This is a genomic window from Pantoea sp. SGAir0175 (assembly GCF_043547855.1).
In genome coordinates this window covers 967,599-982,306 of the sequence record NZ_CP028081.1, presented here as the reverse complement: position 1 = coordinate 982,306, position 14,708 = coordinate 967,599, and the positions used below count along the sequence as shown (strand labels likewise).

The following is a 14,708-nucleotide window of genomic DNA, read 5'->3' as shown; positions in this document are numbered from 1 at the left end:
CGGGTTCGCTTATTCGTCGCCGAGCGGGGCCGCTGCGCCGTTGCTCAGCAGCTCACGCACTACGCTGGTGGCAAAACTGCCGGCCGGCAGCCAGAACTGCAGCTCGAGCGTGACGTCATCCCACCAGTTCCACTGCAGATCTTTCGGCACCACCAGCATGGCGCGCCGCGCGGCATCAACGCGTTCACGCTCCAGCAGACCCAGCAGATCGGCCGCGCCCGCCAGTTGCTGCTGTTCAAACGCCAGCGTTTCGCCCTGGGTGCCCGGCTCGCCGCGCCCGGCCAGCGGTGCGGTAATGCGCAGCTCGTGGTTATCCACACGCTGCTGCAGCGCAGGTAACTCGTCCGCCTGGGCAACAAACCAGCTGCCGCGCCCGCTGAGCTGCAGCGCATCGCCGGGCTGCACGCGATCCAGCGCACCGTCACGCTGCAGGCGCGCGCTGGTCAGCTGATTGAACAGCTGGCTGCGCGCCGCCGACAGCAGAATGCCTTTCATACTGCGGTCGCGTGGACGGAATTTCTCGTTTGCCCACAGCCGCGCCTGCGTCAGGTTATTGCCGCCGCGGCCAAAGCGCTGTTCGCCAAAGTAGTTGGGCACGCCCTGCTGCTGAATCCGCTGCAGCCGCGATTCCACCTGCGCGCGATCGGACACCTGACGTACCACCAGACGAAACGCATTGCCCGCCAGCGCGCCGGTGCGCAGTTTACGCTTGTGGCGAATCACCTGCAGGATCTCCACGCCTTCCAGCTTGAAGCCGGCAAGGTTGGGCATCGCCGTGCCCGGCACGCGGAAGCACAGCGTCTGCTCGGTGACCGCGTGGCGATCTTTCATGCCGGCATAGCTGAGATCGCGCTGATGTACGCCGAGAAATTTGGCGATCGCTTCGGCGACAAAACGCGTGTTGCAGCCAATTTTGCGGATGCGCACCAGCAGCTGCTCGCCTTCGCCATCATAGGGATAGCCGAGATCTTCAATCACCACGAAATCTTCGGGACTGGCTTTGATCACCCCGGTAGCAGCGGGCACGCCGTGCAGGTAGAGCAGCTCACTCATGCCCGATCGGCCTTCACCAGCAGCGCCACGGCTTCGCAGGCAATGCCTTCACCGCGACCGGTGAAGCCCAGCTTCTCGGTGGTGGTGGCTTTGACGTTGACATCATCCATGTGGCAACCGAGATCTTCGGCGATGTTGACGCGCATCTGCGGCACGTGCGGCAGCATTTTCGGTGCCTGAGCGATGATGGTGACATCGACGTTGCCGATGTGGTAGCCCTTCTGCTGGATGCGACGCCAGGCTTCGCGCAGCAAACCGCGGCTGTCGGCGCCTTTGAATGCCGGATCGGTGTCCGGGAACAGTTTGCCGATGTCGCCCATCGCCACCGCGCCCAGCAGCGCGTCGGTCAGCGCATGCAGCGCCACATCGCCGTCGGAATGCGCAATAAAGCCCTGTTCGAAGGGAATACGCACCCCGCCAATCACCAGCGGGCCTTCGCCGCCAAACGCGTGCACGTCAAAACCGTGACCGATACGCATCATGCGTGCTCCTTTAACTGAATCTGAGTGAGATAGAAGGCCGCCAGCGCCAGATCTTCCGGCCGCGTTACCTTAATATTGTCGCTGCGTCCGCTGACCAGCTCAGGATGATAACCGCAATATTCCAGTGCCGAGGCTTCATCGGTGATGGTCGCGCCTTCATTGAGCGCGCGCGTCAGGCAGGCGGTCAGCAGCGCATGCGGGAAAAACTGCGGCGTCAGCGCATGCCATAAGTCATCGCGTTCAACGGTATGCGCAATGGCACCTTTGCCGGGCTCCGCGCGCTTCATGGTGTCGCGCACCGGTGCCGCCAGAATCGCGCCGACTTTGCTGTGCTCACGCACCGCCAGCAAACGCGCTAAATCATCGGGATGCAGGCACGGACGCGCCGCGTCGTGCACCAGCACCCAGGCGCTGTGGCGGATGGTCTGTAATCCGGCCAGCACCGACTCGGCGCGGGTTTCGCCACCGGTGACGCGCAGCACGCGGGCATCCTGCGCCAGCGGCAGGCTATCGAACCAGCCGTCATCCGGGCTGACTGGCACCACCACCTGCTTTACCGCCGGATGCGCCAGCAGGCGCGCCACGCTGTGCTCGAGCAGGGTTAACGGACCGATGGTGAGATACTGCTTCGGACAGGCGGCCTGCATGCGGCTGCCGATACCGGCAGCCGGCACCACGGCAATCACATCCGCAGAGGAAGAGAGCTGATTCATGGTTTATCGTTGTTGATTCTGCGCCGCTTGTTGCGCATTACGTTTGTTTTGGTCTGGCACCAGACGATAGAAAGTCTCGCCAGGCCTGATCATGCCCAGCTCGCTGCGTGCGCGTTCCTCAATCGCCTCTGAACCGCCATTGAGATCGTCAATTTCGGCAAACAGCTGATCGTTACGCGCTTTGAGTTTGGCGTTATTCGCCTGTTGTGACGCCACGTCTTCGCTGACGCGCGTGTAATCATGGATACCGTTCTTGCCCAGCCACAGAGAGTATTGCAACCATCCCAGCAGCACGAGCAGCAGTAACGTCAGTTTTCCCATCCCCGCCCCCTGAAAAACGGCTCAATCATCCCATAACTTGACGCCGGACTCCACTGCGGCAGCGAAAATGGCGCGCAAGCAGATTTGTCTGGACAAATAATGACGGAGAAAGCGCCGGACGGCAGGTAAAGTTTTGTAACCTGCCGATGCGTTTGCACATCAGCGCCGGATTACCAGCCGGAGAGAAAGGAGAACAGCAGCCAGAACAGGCACACCACCACCAGGGCGGTAATCAGACCGCTCCACCAAAGCCGGCCACGCAGCATCAGGCTGAGCACGATGCCAATCAGCACCGAAACCGGCAGCAGCGCGAGGAAAAAAGGCCAGGTGTAGAGAAAGAAAAACAGCGTGTTAGAGCCGTACAGCAGAAACGGGATGCCCAGCGCACACCAGTACGAGAGAAAGCCGATCACGCCGCCCGGCAACGATGAGCGTGGCTCATCCGGGGTGCGTTCATCTTTGCGTGCCAGCATGGGGGTAACGTTCTGCATAGAGATCCTGTTGACGCTAAAGCGCGGCAAACCGTGAGATTTGCCGCTGTCGGTTCAGGATCTGATGATATCGTGGTGGCGCAGCAGGTCTAACAATTGGCCGGTCAGTTTTGTAACCAATTGTTCACCATCCAGCTGGATTTCCGGCGCGTCCGGCGCCTCGTAAACGCTGTCGATACCGGTGAAGTTACGTAGCTCGCCGGCACGGGCTTTTTTATACAAGCCTTTCGGATCGCGCGCTTCGCACACCGCCAGCGGCGTATCGACGAACACCTCGATAAACTGCCCGTCACCGAGCAGATCGCGCACCATCTGGCGCTCGGCACGGTGCGGCGAGATGAACGCCGTCAGCACCACCAGTCCGGCATCCACCATCAGTTTCGCCACTTCGCCCACGCGCCGGATATTCTCTTTGCGGTCTTCATCGCTGAAACCGAGATCGCGGCACAGGCCGTGACGCACATTGTCGCCGTCCAGCAGATAGGTGCTGACGCCCAGCCGGTGCAGCGCCTGCTCCAGCGCACCGGCCACGGTGGATTTACCCGAGCCTGAGAGCCCGGTAAACCACAGCACCACGCCACGATGGCCGTGCTGCTGTTCGCGTTCAGTGCGAGTGACCGGGTGGTCATGCCACACCACGTTTTCGTCGTGCTGCGCCATTACTGACCGCCCAGCAGGTCGCGCGCGTTCCAGTGCGGGAAGTGACGGCGCACCAGCGCGTTCAGCTCCAGCTCGAAATCACTGTACTGGCCAGCCTGACTGCGCGCGGCGCTCAGCGGCTGATGGATCATGCCGGCACCGACGGTCACGTTGCTCAGGCGATCGATAAAGATCATGCCGCCGGTCACCGGGTTCTGCTGGTAAGCATCCAGCACCATCGGTTCATCAAACGTCACTTCTACCAGACCGATGCCGTTGAGCGGCAGGCTGTCGACCGCGCGTTTTTCCAGCGTATTGATCTCCACCTGATGGAGAATCTTTTCGATGCGGCCACGCGCTTTCTTGCCGGCAATTTTCACTTCATAGCTTTGTCCCGGCTGCAGCGGCTGCTCCGCCATCCACACCACGTCGACGGTCGCGGACTGCACCGCCTGCAAATCTGCTGCGGCATCCACCAGCAGATCGCCACGGCTGATGTCGATCTCATCGTTCAGCACCAGGGTAATCGCCTCACCGGCGGCCGCCTGCTGCAGGTCGCCGTCAAAGGTGACGATACGCGCAACGCTGGATTCCACGCCGGACGGCAGCACTTTCACCCGCTGGCCGACGCTGACTACGCCCGACGCCAGCGTACCGGCATAGCCACGGAAGTCGAGGTTCGGCCGGTTAACATACTGCACCGGGAAGCGCATCGGCTGCGTGTCGACCACGCGCTTAAGCTCTACCGTCTCCAGCACGTCGAGCAGCGTCGGGCCGCTGTACCACGGCATGGTTACGCTCGGGGTGGCGACGTTATCGCCTTCCAGCGCCGACATCGGCACAAAGCGGATATCAAGATCGTCCGGCAGCTGCGCGGCAAAATCGAGGTAATCCTGTTTGATCTGCTCGAAGGTCTCCTGGCTGTACGCCACCAGATCCATCTTGTTGATCGCCACCACCAGATGTTTGATGCCCAGCAGCGTGGCAATAAAGCTGTGGCGACGGGTCTGATCCAGCACGCCTTTGCGCGCATCGATCAGCAGGATCGCCAGATCGCAGGTTGAGGCACCGGTCGCCATGTTGCGGGTGTACTGCTCGTGCCCCGGCGTGTCGGCGATGATGAACTTGCGCTTCTCGGTGGAGAAATAGCGATAGGCCACATCGATAGTGATGCCCTGCTCGCGCTCGGCCTGCAGGCCATCAACCAGCAGCGCCAGATCGAGTTTCTCGCCCTGGGTGCCGTGGCGTTTGCTGTCATTGTGCAGCGACGACAGCTGATCTTCATAAATCTGGCGCGTATCGTGCAGCAGACGGCCAATCAGCGTACTTTTGCCATCGTCGACGCTGCCGCAGGTGAGGAAACGCAGCAGGCTTTTGTGTTGTTGCGCGGTCAGCCAGGCTTCAACGCCGCCCTGCTCGGCAATCTGTTGGGCAATAACGGTATTCATCGGCGTCTCCTTAGAAATAACCCTGACGTTTTTTCAGTTCCATCGAACCGGCCTGGTCGCGGTCAATCACGCGCCCCTGACGTTCACTGGTGGTGGAGACCAGCATCTCTTCAATGATTTCCGGCAGCGTCTGCGCCTCGGATTCCACCGCGCCGGTCAGCGGCCAGCAGCCGAGGGTACGGAAACGCACCATACGCTGCTTAATCACTTCTCCCGGCTGCAGGTTGATACGATCGTCATCAATCATCATCAGCATGCCGTCGCGCTCCAGTACCGGGCGCGGTGCAGCCAGGTACAGCGGCACGATTTCGATGTTTTCCAGGAAGATGTACTGCCAGATATCCAGCTCGGTCCAGTTGGAGAGCGGGAACACGCGAATGCTTTCGCCTTTGTTGATCTGGCCATTGTAGTTGTGCCACAGCTCCGGACGCTGGTTTTTCGGATCCCAGCGATGGAAACGATCGCGGAACGAATAGATACGCTCTTTGGCGCGCGACTTCTCTTCGTCACGGCGTGCGCCACCGAACGCCGCATCAAAACCGTATTTGTTCAGCGCCTGCTTCAGGCCCTCGGTTTTCATGATGTCGGTGTGTTTGGCGCTGCCGTGCACGAACGGGTTGATACCCATCGCCACGCCTTCCGGGTTACGGTGCACCAGCAGCTCTGCGCCCATCGCTTTCACGGTGCGATCGCGGAACTCGTACATTTCACGGAATTTCCAGCCGGTATCAACGTGCAGCAGCGGAAACGGCAGCGTGCCCGGATAGAAGGCTTTGCGCGCCAGATGCAGCATTACCGAGGAGTCTTTACCGATGGAGTACATCATCACCGGGTTGCTGAACTCGGCCGCCACCTCGCGGATGATATGGATACTCTCTGCCTCCAGCTGGCGCAGATGAGTGAGACGATTTTGGTCCATAATTTTTCCTCAAGCCAAATTGACAACGGCGGACTCGCGAGCCCCCTGCTGTGCCGAATGTTGGAACCAGGCAAGTTGCCCGTGCAGATTCACCACTTCGCCAATCACTAATAGCGCTGGCGTTGGCGCGGCAGCAGCCAGCGCCTCGAGTTGTGCTAAGGTGCCGGTCAGCACCTGTTGATCCTGGCGCGTGCCGCGACCAATCACCGCCACTGGCGTTGACGGCGCGCGGCCGTGTTCGATCAGCCCGGCGGCAATTTCCGCCGCTTTCACCGTGCCCATGTAAATTGCCAGCGTCTGACGCGCGCGCGCCAGCGACGGCCAGTCGATACCGTCGCCGTCGGCGCGGCAGTGACCGGTAATAAACAGCACGCTCTGGGCATAATCGCGGTGGGTTAACGGAATACCGGCATATGCGGTAGCGCCCGCGGCCGCGGTGAGGCCCGGCACCACCTGGAACGGAATGCCCGCCGCCTGCGCCGCCTGCAGCTCTTCGCCGCCGCGGCCAAAAATAAACGGATCGCCGCCTTTCAGGCGCACCACGCGCTTGCCCTGCTGCGCCAGCGTCACCAGCAGCTGATTGGTCTCTTCCTGCGGCACCGAATGGGCGCCGGCGCGTTTGCCGACGCAGATACGATCGGCATCGCGTCTTACCAGCTCCAGCACCTCGTCGCTGACCAGATGGTCATACAGCACCACATCGGCCAGCTGCATCACCTGCAGCCCGCGCAGCGTCAGCAGACCGCTGTCGCCCGGCCCGGCACCGACCAGCGTGATTTCACCCTGATTATTGGAGGTGTTTTCCAGTTCACGATCGAGCGTGCGGCGCGCCTCGTTGACGTTACCCGCCGCCATCTGGCTGGCAAACAGGCCATTAAAAGCCCGCTCCCAGAAGCGACGACGGTCAGACATTTTGTGGTAGCGCTGTTTGACTTTGTCGCGCCACTGACCGGCCACTTCGGCCATCTGTCCGAGATTGGCGGGCAGCAGCGCTTCGATTTTTTCACGCAGCAGACGCGCCAGCACCGGCGCGGTGCCGCTCGAGGAGATCGCCACTACCAGCGGTGAGCGGTCAACAATCGACGGGAAGATAAAGCTGCATTTTGGCTGGTCGTCGACCACATTCACCAGCTTGTGGCGCGCATTAGCGGCATCAAATACCTGCGCGTTGAGGGCGTTATCGTCGGTGGCGGCAATCACGAGGAAAACATCGTCCAGCTGCGCCGCGTCGAAGTGCTGAGCAATCCACTCGATGGCGTTAATGTCGCGCAGCGCCTGCAGTTCATGGCCGAGCTCGCGCGCGGCTACCCGCACGTGCGCACCGGCACGCCGCAGCAGCTCAATTTTACGCGCAGCGATTTCGCCACCGCCGACCACCAGCACCGGACGGCTTTTGAGATCGGCAAAGAGAGGCAAGTAATCCACGTTAACCTTGTTAGTTTTACAATAAGTTAACGCGACTATACGTCCCCGCCTTCTGGCAGATGAAATTACGAATTAGCATGAGTAGTTACCAAATGGAATAACGCACCGGGATTGCTGATAACAATTTGTGCTTAACAAATGATATTGCTGGTGTTTCGGAGCGATACAAATTGTGCAGGCGGCGTCACAGTTTCATACTAACTCAGAATTTTTTTACCCTGACGGGATGTCAGAAAAGGACAACCACTATGTTTGCCACTCTCCGCCGCAGCGTGCTGGCAGCACTGATTGCCGGCGGTTTGCCTCTTTTGGCGCAGGCTGCAGCGATCGCCCCTGGCCACTTTGCCGAACAGCAGTTGCGTCACATCGCCACCTATTTCCCCGGCCGCATGAGCGGCAGCCCCGCCGAACTGATGACGGCAGATTATCTGCAGCAGCAGTTCACCCAGCTTGGTTATCAGAGCAATACCCGGCAGTTTAATACCAGCTATAACTGGCTGGAGAAACAGGGCATCACGCGCCGCCATAAAGTGACGGCGACCTCGGTGATCGCCGCACGCGCCGGCAGCGTGCCGCAGGAGATTCTGATCGTCACTCATCTGGATACCTGGACGCCGCTCAGCCAGCACGAGGCAGACAATAATCTCGGCGGCCTGCGTTTGCAGGGCGTGGACGATAACGCTTCCGGGCTGGGCGTGATGCTGGAGCTGGCGCAGGCGCTGAGTCAAACGCCGCTGCACTATGGCGTGCGCTTTGTGGCACTGAGCGCAGGCGAAGCCGGTTTACACGGCATGGATGATTATCTGGCGCGCATGAGCGTGCAGGAGAAGAAAGATACGCTGCTGGTGATCGATCTGAATAGCCTGATCGTTGGCGATCGCCTCTACTTTAATAACGGCATGAATACGCCAGCGGCGGTACGCAAGCAGACCAGCGCGCGCGCCCTGCAGATTGCGCACCGTTACGGCATCACGGCCGCCAGCCACGTGCTGACCGCACGCGATTATCCGGGCGTTAATCCGTTTGATAAAGCCGGGATTCCACTGCTGGACGTCACCGCGGCCAACTGGGCGCTGGGCAATAAAGCCGGTGAGCAGCAGCGCGCGCGTTCACCGCATTTTCCGGATGGCACGGTGCGCCACCAGACCGGGCGCGATAATCTGACTTACATCGACCACTGGCTGCCGGGGCGCATCCATCAGCGCACGCGCGACAGCGTACGCATTTTGCAGCCGCTGCTGACAGAGCTGGCTAATCCAGCGTTGTAAGATCCTGCCGGTTTTTGCGGGTGCGCACCGCTGCGCACCCGCAGCAATTGCGCCCGTCAGCCTTCGTGTAACCCGCATTCGCGTTTGAGGCCGAAAAAGCGCGTCTCTTCCTCGGCCATCCCCGGCTCCCACTTGCGCGTGGTGTGCGTATCGCCCACGGAGAGGTAACCTTCGTCCCACAGCGGATGGTACTTCAGCCCATGCTGCTTCAGATACTGGTGCACCTGACGGTTGTCCCAGTCGATGATCGGCAGGATTTTGAACACGCCACGCTGCACGGCCAGTACCGGCAGGCTGGCACGGCTGCCGGACTGATCGCGGCGCAGGCCGGCAAACCAGGTCTGCGCACCCAGCGTTTGCAGCGCGCGGTTCATCGGCTCGACTTTGTTCAGCTGGTTGTACTGCTCGATCCCTTCAACGCCCTGCTCCCACAGCTTGCCGTAGCGTGCTTCCTGCCACGCCGGTGAGGTTTCGGCGCGGAAGATCTGCAGATTCAGGTTCAGCTGCTGCGTCAGTTCATCAATGAAGCGGTAGGTCTCAGGGAACAGATAACCGGTATCGGTGAGGATCACCGGAATATCCGGGCGCTGCTGCGTGACCATGTGCAACAGCACCGCCGCCTGAATACCAAAACTCGACGACAGCACAAAGGCGCCTGGCAGCTGCTCCAGCGCCCAGCTGACGCGCTGTTCGGCGGAGAGCTTTTCCAGCTGGACGTTGCTTTCCGCCAGCGCCATGATGCGATCGACTTTGCTGCCGCTGTTCAGGCTGGCGAGATCGGGTAGTGTCATACTGCCTCCGGGTCCCAGAAATCACGGGCGGGATCGACCACCGGCTGCACAATGCCCGCGCGAATCACGAAATCACCAAACCCTTCATCCGCCGTGCGCTCGCTGGCCCAGCGTGCCACCAGCTCATCAATGCTGGCGAGGATTTCGTTTTCCGTGATGTTTTCGCGGTACATGCGCGGGATACGCGTGCCGATGCGATTACCACCAATATGCAGGTTGTAACGGCCTGGCGCTTTGCCCACCAGGCCCAGTTCGGCCAGCATGGCACGCCCGCAACCGTTCGGACAACCGGTAACGCGTAACACTATGTGCTCTTCGCCGACGCCGTGGCGGTGCATGATCTCCTCCACTTTGCTGACGAAGGACGGCAGGAAGCGTTCGGCTTCAGCCATCGCCAGCGGACAGGTCGGGAAGGCCACGCAGGCCATGGAGTTTTCACGCTGCGGCGTGACCGCTTCCATCAGGCCGTGCTCACGCGCAATGGCTTCGATCTGCGCTTTCTGCGCCTCTGGTACGCCGGCCACAATCAGGTTCTGATTGGCGGTCAGGCGGAAATCGCCCTGATGCACTTTGGCAATCTCCGCGATACCGCGCTTCAGCGGACGGCCCGGATAATCCAGCAGGCGACCGTTTTCGATAAACAGCGTCAGGTGCCATTTTTTGTCGATGCCCTTCACCCAGCCGATGCGATCGCCACGGGTGGTAAATTCGTATGGGCGAATCGGCTCGAAGGTCAGGCCGGCACGCTTCTCGACTTCGGCTTTAAAGGTCTCGACGCCGACGCGCTCCAGCGTGTATTTGGTTTTGGCATTTTTACGATCGGTACGGTTACCCCAGTCGCGCTGCGTGGTGACCACCGCTGCAGCCACATCAAGGATCTTCTCCACCGGCAGGTAACCAAACTCGCTGGCGGTGCGCGCGTAAGTGGCTTTGTTGCCGTGCTCAATCGATAAGCCGCCGCCGACCAGCAGGTTAAAGCCAATCAGCTTGCCGTTCTCTGCAATGGCGATGAAGTTCAGATCGTTCGCATGCAGATCGACATCGTTATGCGGCGGCACCACCACGGTGGTTTTGAACTTACGTGGCAGATAGGTCTCACCGAGGATCGGCTCCTGATCGGTGGTGGCGACCTTCTCCTGATCCCACCAGATCTCGGCGTAGGCGCGCGTCTGCGGCAGCAGGTGCTCGGAAAGCTTTTTCGCCCACTCGTACGCTTCCTGATGCAGCTCTGACTCCACCGGGTTCGAGGTACACAGCACGTTACGGTTGACGTCGTTGGCGGTAGCCAGCGCGTCCAGTCCGACTTCATGCAGCATCTGGTGAGTTGGCTTGACGTTCTTCTTCAGAATGCCGTGAAACTGGAACGTCTGACGGTTAGTCAGGCGGATGCTGCCGTACAGCGTTTTGTCGGTGGCAAATTTATCAATCGCCAGCCACTGCGTTGGCGTGATGATGCCGCCCGGCAGACGGCAGCGCAGCATCATCGCATGACGTGGCTCCAGCTTCTGCGCAGCGCGCTCGGCGCGGATGTCGCGGTCATCCTGCTGGTACATGCCGTGAAAACGGATCAGCAGGAAGTTATCGCCGGTAAAGCCGCCGGTCAGGCCATTGTCGAGATCTTCTAAAATGGTGCCGCGCAGGTAGTTGCTCTGCTTTTTCAGACGCTCGGCGTCGGAAAGTTTGCCTTCAACCACCAGCGGTCCAGGATGTTTTTCGCTCATTAGTAAACGTCTCGCTGATAACGGCGCTCAATGCGCAGCTCACTTAAAAATTCGTCAGCGGTTTCACGATCCATGCCGCCGTGTTCGACCACCACATCCAATAATGCCTGTTCAACGTCTTTCGCCATGCGATTGGCGTCGCCGCAGACGTACAGGTGCGCGCCCTCTTCAATCCAGCGCCACACTTCCGCCCCTCTGGCGCGGATTTTATCCTGTACGTAAATCTTTTCGGCCTGATCGCGTGACCACGCCAGATCGATATGGGTCAGCAGACCGTCTTTAACGTATTTCTGCCACTCTACCTGATAGAGGAAATCTTCGGTGAAGTGCGGATTACCAAAGAACAGCCAGTTTTTGCCGCTGGCACCGTCGTTTTCACGCTGCTGCATGAAGGCGCGGAACGGGGCAATGCCAGTGCCCGGGCCGATCATGATCACTGGCGCATCCGGATTGGCCGGCAGGCGGAAATTATCGTTATGCTCGATGAACACGCGGATTTCGCCATCTTCTTCCAGCCGATCGGCCAGCCAGGTAGAAGCGCCGCCGCCGCGCTGACGGCCGTCAATTTCATAACGCACCGCGCCGACGGTGATATGCACTTCGCTTTCGCTCTCCGCCTGCGACGAGGCGATGGAGTAAAGCCGCGGCGTCAGCGGACGCAGCAGGCCAGTCAGCTGGCCGGCGTTCAGTTCGGTGGGTGCCTGGCGCACCATGTCGACAATCGGGAAACTCTGCGCGAAGCTTTGCAGCTTCGGCTTGTCGCCCGCCAGCGCCAGCAGCGCCTCATTGCGCGACAGGGCTGCATACTGCTCGACGATCTGCGGCGTGTTGACCGTCAGCTCAAAATGTTTCTGCAGTGCCTCGGCCAGCGGCAGGGTTTCTCCGCGCACCTCGACCTGCTCATCGCCTTTCAGCCATACCAGCTGCAGCAGCTCCTGCACCAGTTCCGCATCGTTTTCATACCATACGCCGAGCGCATCGCCTGGCTGGTAACGCAGACCGGAATCACCCAGATCGATTTCGATATGGCGCACGTCTTTATCTGAGTTGCGACCGGTAATTTTCTGGTTCAGCGCAAAGCTGGCGGTGAGCGGCGCTTCTTTGGTGTAAGGACTGCTGTCCACCTGGTTGACGCTGCCAGCCGCGCTGGCTGCCAGCTGCGCTGCCGGTTCCGCCGGCACGCGCGCTTTGAGAATATCGGTGAGCTGCAGCCGCCAGGCGCTGGCCAGCTCGCTGTATTCAACATCGGCATCCACGCGATCCAGCAGGCGTTCGCCGCCCAGTTCAGCCAGACGCTGGTCGAAGTCTTTACCGGCCTGACTGAAAAATTCATAGGAGGTATCGCCAAGACCGAACACGGCAAAGGCGGTATCACTCAGCTTCGGCGCTTTCTTCGACAGCAGGAATTTATGCAGCGCCACCGCCTCTTCCGGCGGTTCGCCCTCGCCCTGCGTTGAGGTCACGATGACCAGCAGTTTTTCCTGACCGATCTGTTTGAATTTATAGTCGCCGGCATTCACCAGGTTGACGCTCAGTTTCGCCGCCAGCAAATCGTCACGCAGCTGCTCGGCCAGCCGGCGCGCATTGCCGGTTTGGGAGGCGGAGATCAGCGTAATGCCCGGCACCTCAGCGGCGACTGGCGCAGACGCGGCAACGGTGCCCGGAGCCTGATTAACCATGCCCCAGAAGTAGCCAGAGAGCCATGCCAGCTGCGTTGGATTGAAATCGGTGGTCGCGGCCTGTAAGCGCGCAATTTGCTCCGGGGATAGCGGAAGCATCGCTGGGGGTGCCTGAGTCGTCATCGCGTTAAAAATTCCAGTGTCAGAAATCCGTACCGGGAAGCGGCGGAAGAGTGGGTAGGTTACCGGCCTGTATATTAACGATTAAATAAGGCTTCGACATAATAAATAACCAAAATGACTAAGTGGTTTTTTGGGTCAGTCTAACCAGTAAAAGTGGTAAATAAAGTCTCAATAATTCAATCAGTTAATTTACAGCATAAACGGCAAATCAGCAGAAATGCCCTTTTCAGCGCTGGCGGGTGCGAAAAATCTGCTTTTCAGGTAGACTTCAGCGGTTTTTACGTCTGAGAGCCATTATGTCTACCACGCTGTTTAAAGAGTTCCAGTTTGAAGCGGCCCACCGCTTACCTCACGTGCCGGAAGGGCATAAATGCGGTCGTCTGCACGGCCATTCATTTCTGGTGCGACTGGAAATTACCGGTGAAGTGGATGCGCATACCGGTTGGGTAATGGATTTTGCCGAACTGAAGGCGGCGTTCAGGCCGATCTACGATCGCCTCGATCACCATTATCTCAACGATATTCCCGGTCTGGAGAACCCGACCAGCGAAGTGCTGGCGAAATGGATCTGGGATGAGATGAAGCCGATTCTGCCTGAGCTGAGTGCGGTGATGATCAAAGAGACCTGCACCGCAGGTTGCGTCTATCGCGGCTGACAGCCGCGGTAAAGGTCAGAAGGTCGCCATCAATGGCGACCCTACGGTGCACTGCGGTTTTACAGGGTGCGCATTGATGCGCATCGGGTACCATTGGCCAGGTCGCCATCAATGGCGACCTTACAGTGTAATGAGTTTTACAGGGTGTGCATTGATGCGCACCAGCCACAATTGCGTTGATTTTGCCGGGTGCGCATCGGGTGAATCAGGCGATATTCAGGTATTTGTGCGTCTGCATCGAAAGCCGCCAGTTGCGGGCAATGCAGGTTTCAATACACAGTCTGGTCGCCGCCTCGCCACGGCTGATGGGCTGCAGCGCCACAATGCGTTTTTTCTCATCCTGCAGGCCAGCCAGCAGCGCATCCAGCGCTTCCACGTCCCGCTCACGCGCCACCGGATGTTTGATCTCATCGGCACGCTGCAGCGCCTGCGGCAGCACATCGTAGCCACCCCGCATGTTCACCTTCGGCGACACCGTCACCCAGGTGGCAGCGGAACAGTGCACTTCATGCGTGCCGCTGGTTTCAATCTGACACTGAAAACCGGCCGCTTCCAGCGCTTCGGTCAGTGGACGTAAGTCAAAAATTGCCGGCTCACCGCCGGTGATTACCACATGGCGGGCGGTCCAGCCCTGACGCTGCATGCTCTCAATCAGCGTGGCCGCATCGGCGCTGCCCCAGGCATCGCTCTCCACGGTTTTGACCAGAATGTCCCCCAGCGACGTCTCCCGATCCGCCCGCGTTTCCCAGGTATGTTTGGTATCACACCAGCTACAGCCCACCGGACATCCTTGTAAGCGGATAAAGATGGCCGGCACGCCAGTGTAAAAACCTTCGCCCTGCAGCGTCTGGAACATTTCGTTAATCGGGTAGAACATTTTTTACTCACGTCAGAAATTCGAGGCGCAGATTATGGCAGATTTTGTGCGTCGCTTCACAGCTGCTTCGTGCCATAAAAAGCAAAAGCCCCGCACGAGGCG

General features: G+C 59.7%; 15 protein-coding genes. 2 read left to right on the top strand and 13 right to left on the bottom strand.

The genetic code is table 11. The features are described from left to right. Positions 1 to 9: 9 nt before the first annotated feature. The 9 genes from truD to cysG all read right to left on the bottom strand — a co-directional run bounded on the left by truD (position 10) and on the right by cysG (position 7,491). Positions 10 to 1,053 (bottom strand): tRNA pseudouridine(13) synthase TruD, encoded by a 1,044-nt coding sequence (gene truD, locus C1N56_RS04335; RefSeq protein WP_394517164.1) that lies wholly within the window; start codon positions 1,051 to 1,053, stop codon positions 10 to 12. Next, positions 1,050 to 1,532, bottom strand: coding sequence for a 2-C-methyl-D-erythritol 2,4-cyclodiphosphate synthase (gene ispF / locus C1N56_RS04330; RefSeq protein ID WP_394517449.1), 483 nt, complete (start codon positions 1,530 to 1,532; stop codon positions 1,050 to 1,052). The genes truD and ispF overlap by 4 nt, the downstream gene beginning before the upstream one ends. Beyond that, positions 1,532 to 2,248 (bottom strand): 2-C-methyl-D-erythritol 4-phosphate cytidylyltransferase, encoded by a 717-nt coding sequence (gene ispD / locus C1N56_RS04325; RefSeq protein WP_021507349.1) that lies wholly within the window; start codon positions 2,246 to 2,248, stop codon positions 1,532 to 1,534. Before ispD ends, ispF begins: the two co-directional genes overlap by 1 nt. A 3-nt stretch (positions 2,249 to 2,251) precedes the next feature. Then, on the bottom strand, positions 2,252 to 2,569 hold the full coding sequence (ftsB, locus tag C1N56_RS04320; protein WP_021507350.1) for a cell division protein FtsB: 318 nt from the start codon (positions 2,567 to 2,569) through the stop codon (positions 2,252 to 2,254). Positions 2,570 to 2,739: 170 nt separating this feature from the next. Next, positions 2,740 to 3,060 (bottom strand): DUF3561 family protein, encoded by a 321-nt coding sequence (locus C1N56_RS04315; RefSeq protein ID WP_021507351.1) that lies wholly within the window; start codon positions 3,058 to 3,060, stop codon positions 2,740 to 2,742. 54 nt (positions 3,061 to 3,114) lie between these two features. Continuing rightward, a complete protein-coding gene (gene cysC, locus C1N56_RS04310) occupies positions 3,115 to 3,720 on the bottom strand; it encodes an adenylyl-sulfate kinase (protein ID WP_371221500.1) in 606 nt (201 codons plus the stop codon). Continuing rightward, positions 3,720 to 5,147 carry a sulfate adenylyltransferase subunit CysN gene (gene cysN, locus C1N56_RS04305; RefSeq protein ID WP_058759743.1) on the bottom strand — a complete coding sequence of 476 codons (1,428 nt, stop codon included), beginning with the start codon at positions 5,145 to 5,147 and terminating at the stop codon, positions 3,720 to 3,722. Before cysN ends, cysC begins: the two co-directional genes overlap by 1 nt. A gap of 10 nt (positions 5,148 to 5,157) precedes the next feature. Further along, entirely contained in the window at positions 5,158 to 6,066 is a 909-nt protein-coding gene (gene cysD, locus C1N56_RS04300; protein ID WP_021507354.1) for a sulfate adenylyltransferase subunit CysD, read from the bottom strand. A 9-nt stretch (positions 6,067 to 6,075) separates the two neighbouring features. Next, a complete protein-coding gene (cysG, locus tag C1N56_RS04295) occupies positions 6,076 to 7,491 on the bottom strand; it encodes a siroheme synthase CysG (RefSeq protein ID WP_394517163.1) in 1,416 nt (471 codons plus the stop codon). Between the two features lie 248 nt (positions 7,492 to 7,739). On the opposite strand from cysG, the gene C1N56_RS04290 reads away from it, so the two are divergent. Continuing rightward, positions 7,740 to 8,759, top strand: a complete 1,020-nt coding sequence (locus C1N56_RS04290; protein ID WP_394517162.1) for an aminopeptidase — start codon at positions 7,740 to 7,742, stop codon at positions 8,757 to 8,759. A 56-nt stretch (positions 8,760 to 8,815) separates the two neighbouring features. On the opposite strand, the gene C1N56_RS04285 is transcribed toward C1N56_RS04290, so the two are convergent. Genes C1N56_RS04285 through cysJ form a run of 3 tightly spaced genes read right to left on the bottom strand, consistent with a single transcriptional unit; the run spans position 8,816 to position 13,073 of the window. Further along, a complete protein-coding gene (locus C1N56_RS04285; RefSeq protein WP_058759741.1) occupies positions 8,816 to 9,550 on the bottom strand; it encodes a phosphoadenylyl-sulfate reductase in 735 nt (244 codons plus the stop codon). Then, a complete protein-coding gene (gene cysI / locus C1N56_RS04280; protein WP_021507358.1) occupies positions 9,547 to 11,271 on the bottom strand; it encodes an assimilatory sulfite reductase (NADPH) hemoprotein subunit in 1,725 nt (574 codons plus the stop codon). The genes C1N56_RS04285 and cysI overlap by 4 nt, the downstream gene beginning before the upstream one ends. Further along, positions 11,271 to 13,073 (bottom strand): NADPH-dependent assimilatory sulfite reductase flavoprotein subunit, encoded by a 1,803-nt coding sequence (gene cysJ / locus C1N56_RS04275; RefSeq protein ID WP_394517161.1) that lies wholly within the window; start codon positions 13,071 to 13,073, stop codon positions 11,271 to 11,273. Before cysJ ends, cysI begins: the two co-directional genes overlap by 1 nt. 293 nt (positions 13,074 to 13,366) lie before the next feature. Between cysJ and queD the strand changes: the two genes are divergently transcribed. Then, on the top strand, positions 13,367 to 13,729 hold the full coding sequence (queD, locus tag C1N56_RS04270; protein WP_176428100.1) for a 6-carboxytetrahydropterin synthase QueD: 363 nt from the start codon (positions 13,367 to 13,369) through the stop codon (positions 13,727 to 13,729). A gap of 205 nt (positions 13,730 to 13,934) precedes the next feature. On the opposite strand, the gene queE is transcribed toward queD, so the two are convergent. Further along, on the bottom strand, positions 13,935 to 14,606 hold the full coding sequence (gene queE, locus C1N56_RS04265) for a 7-carboxy-7-deazaguanine synthase QueE (protein WP_136547845.1): 672 nt from the start codon (positions 14,604 to 14,606) through the stop codon (positions 13,935 to 13,937). Positions 14,607 to 14,708 lie beyond the last annotated feature (102 nt).

Bases quoted from the DNA above. Each gene is read 5' to 3' on its own strand.
- truD (WP_394517164.1), bottom strand. From the start codon at position 1,053: ATGAGTGAGCTGCTCTACCTGCACGGCGTGCCCGCTGCTACCGGGGTG.
- ispF (WP_394517449.1), bottom strand. From the start codon at position 1,532: ATGCGTATCGGTCACGGTTTTGACGTGCACGCGTTTGGCGGCGAAGGC.
- ispD (WP_021507349.1), bottom strand. From the start codon at position 2,248: ATGAATCAGCTCTCTTCCTCTGCGGATGTGATTGCCGTGGTGCCGGCT.
- ftsB (WP_021507350.1), bottom strand. From the start codon at position 2,569: ATGGGAAAACTGACGTTACTGCTGCTCGTGCTGCTGGGATGGTTGCAA.
- C1N56_RS04315 (WP_021507351.1), bottom strand. From the start codon at position 3,060: ATGCAGAACGTTACCCCCATGCTGGCACGCAAAGATGAACGCACCCCG.
- cysC (WP_371221500.1), bottom strand. From the start codon at position 3,720: ATGGCGCAGCACGACGAAAACGTGGTGTGGCATGACCACCCGGTCACT.
- cysN (WP_058759743.1), bottom strand. From the start codon at position 5,147: ATGAATACCGTTATTGCCCAACAGATTGCCGAGCAGGGCGGCGTTGAA.
- cysD (WP_021507354.1), bottom strand. From the start codon at position 6,066: ATGGACCAAAATCGTCTCACTCATCTGCGCCAGCTGGAGGCAGAGAGT.
- C1N56_RS04290 (WP_394517162.1), top strand. From the start codon at position 7,740: ATGTTTGCCACTCTCCGCCGCAGCGTGCTGGCAGCACTGATTGCCGGC.
- C1N56_RS04285 (WP_058759741.1), bottom strand. From the start codon at position 9,550: ATGACACTACCCGATCTCGCCAGCCTGAACAGCGGCAGCAAAGTCGAT.
- cysI (WP_021507358.1), bottom strand. From the start codon at position 11,271: ATGAGCGAAAAACATCCTGGACCGCTGGTGGTTGAAGGCAAACTTTCC.
- cysJ (WP_394517161.1), bottom strand. From the start codon at position 13,073: ATGACGACTCAGGCACCCCCAGCGATGCTTCCGCTATCCCCGGAGCAA.
- queE (WP_136547845.1), bottom strand. From the start codon at position 14,606: ATGTTCTACCCGATTAACGAAATGTTCCAGACGCTGCAGGGCGAAGGT.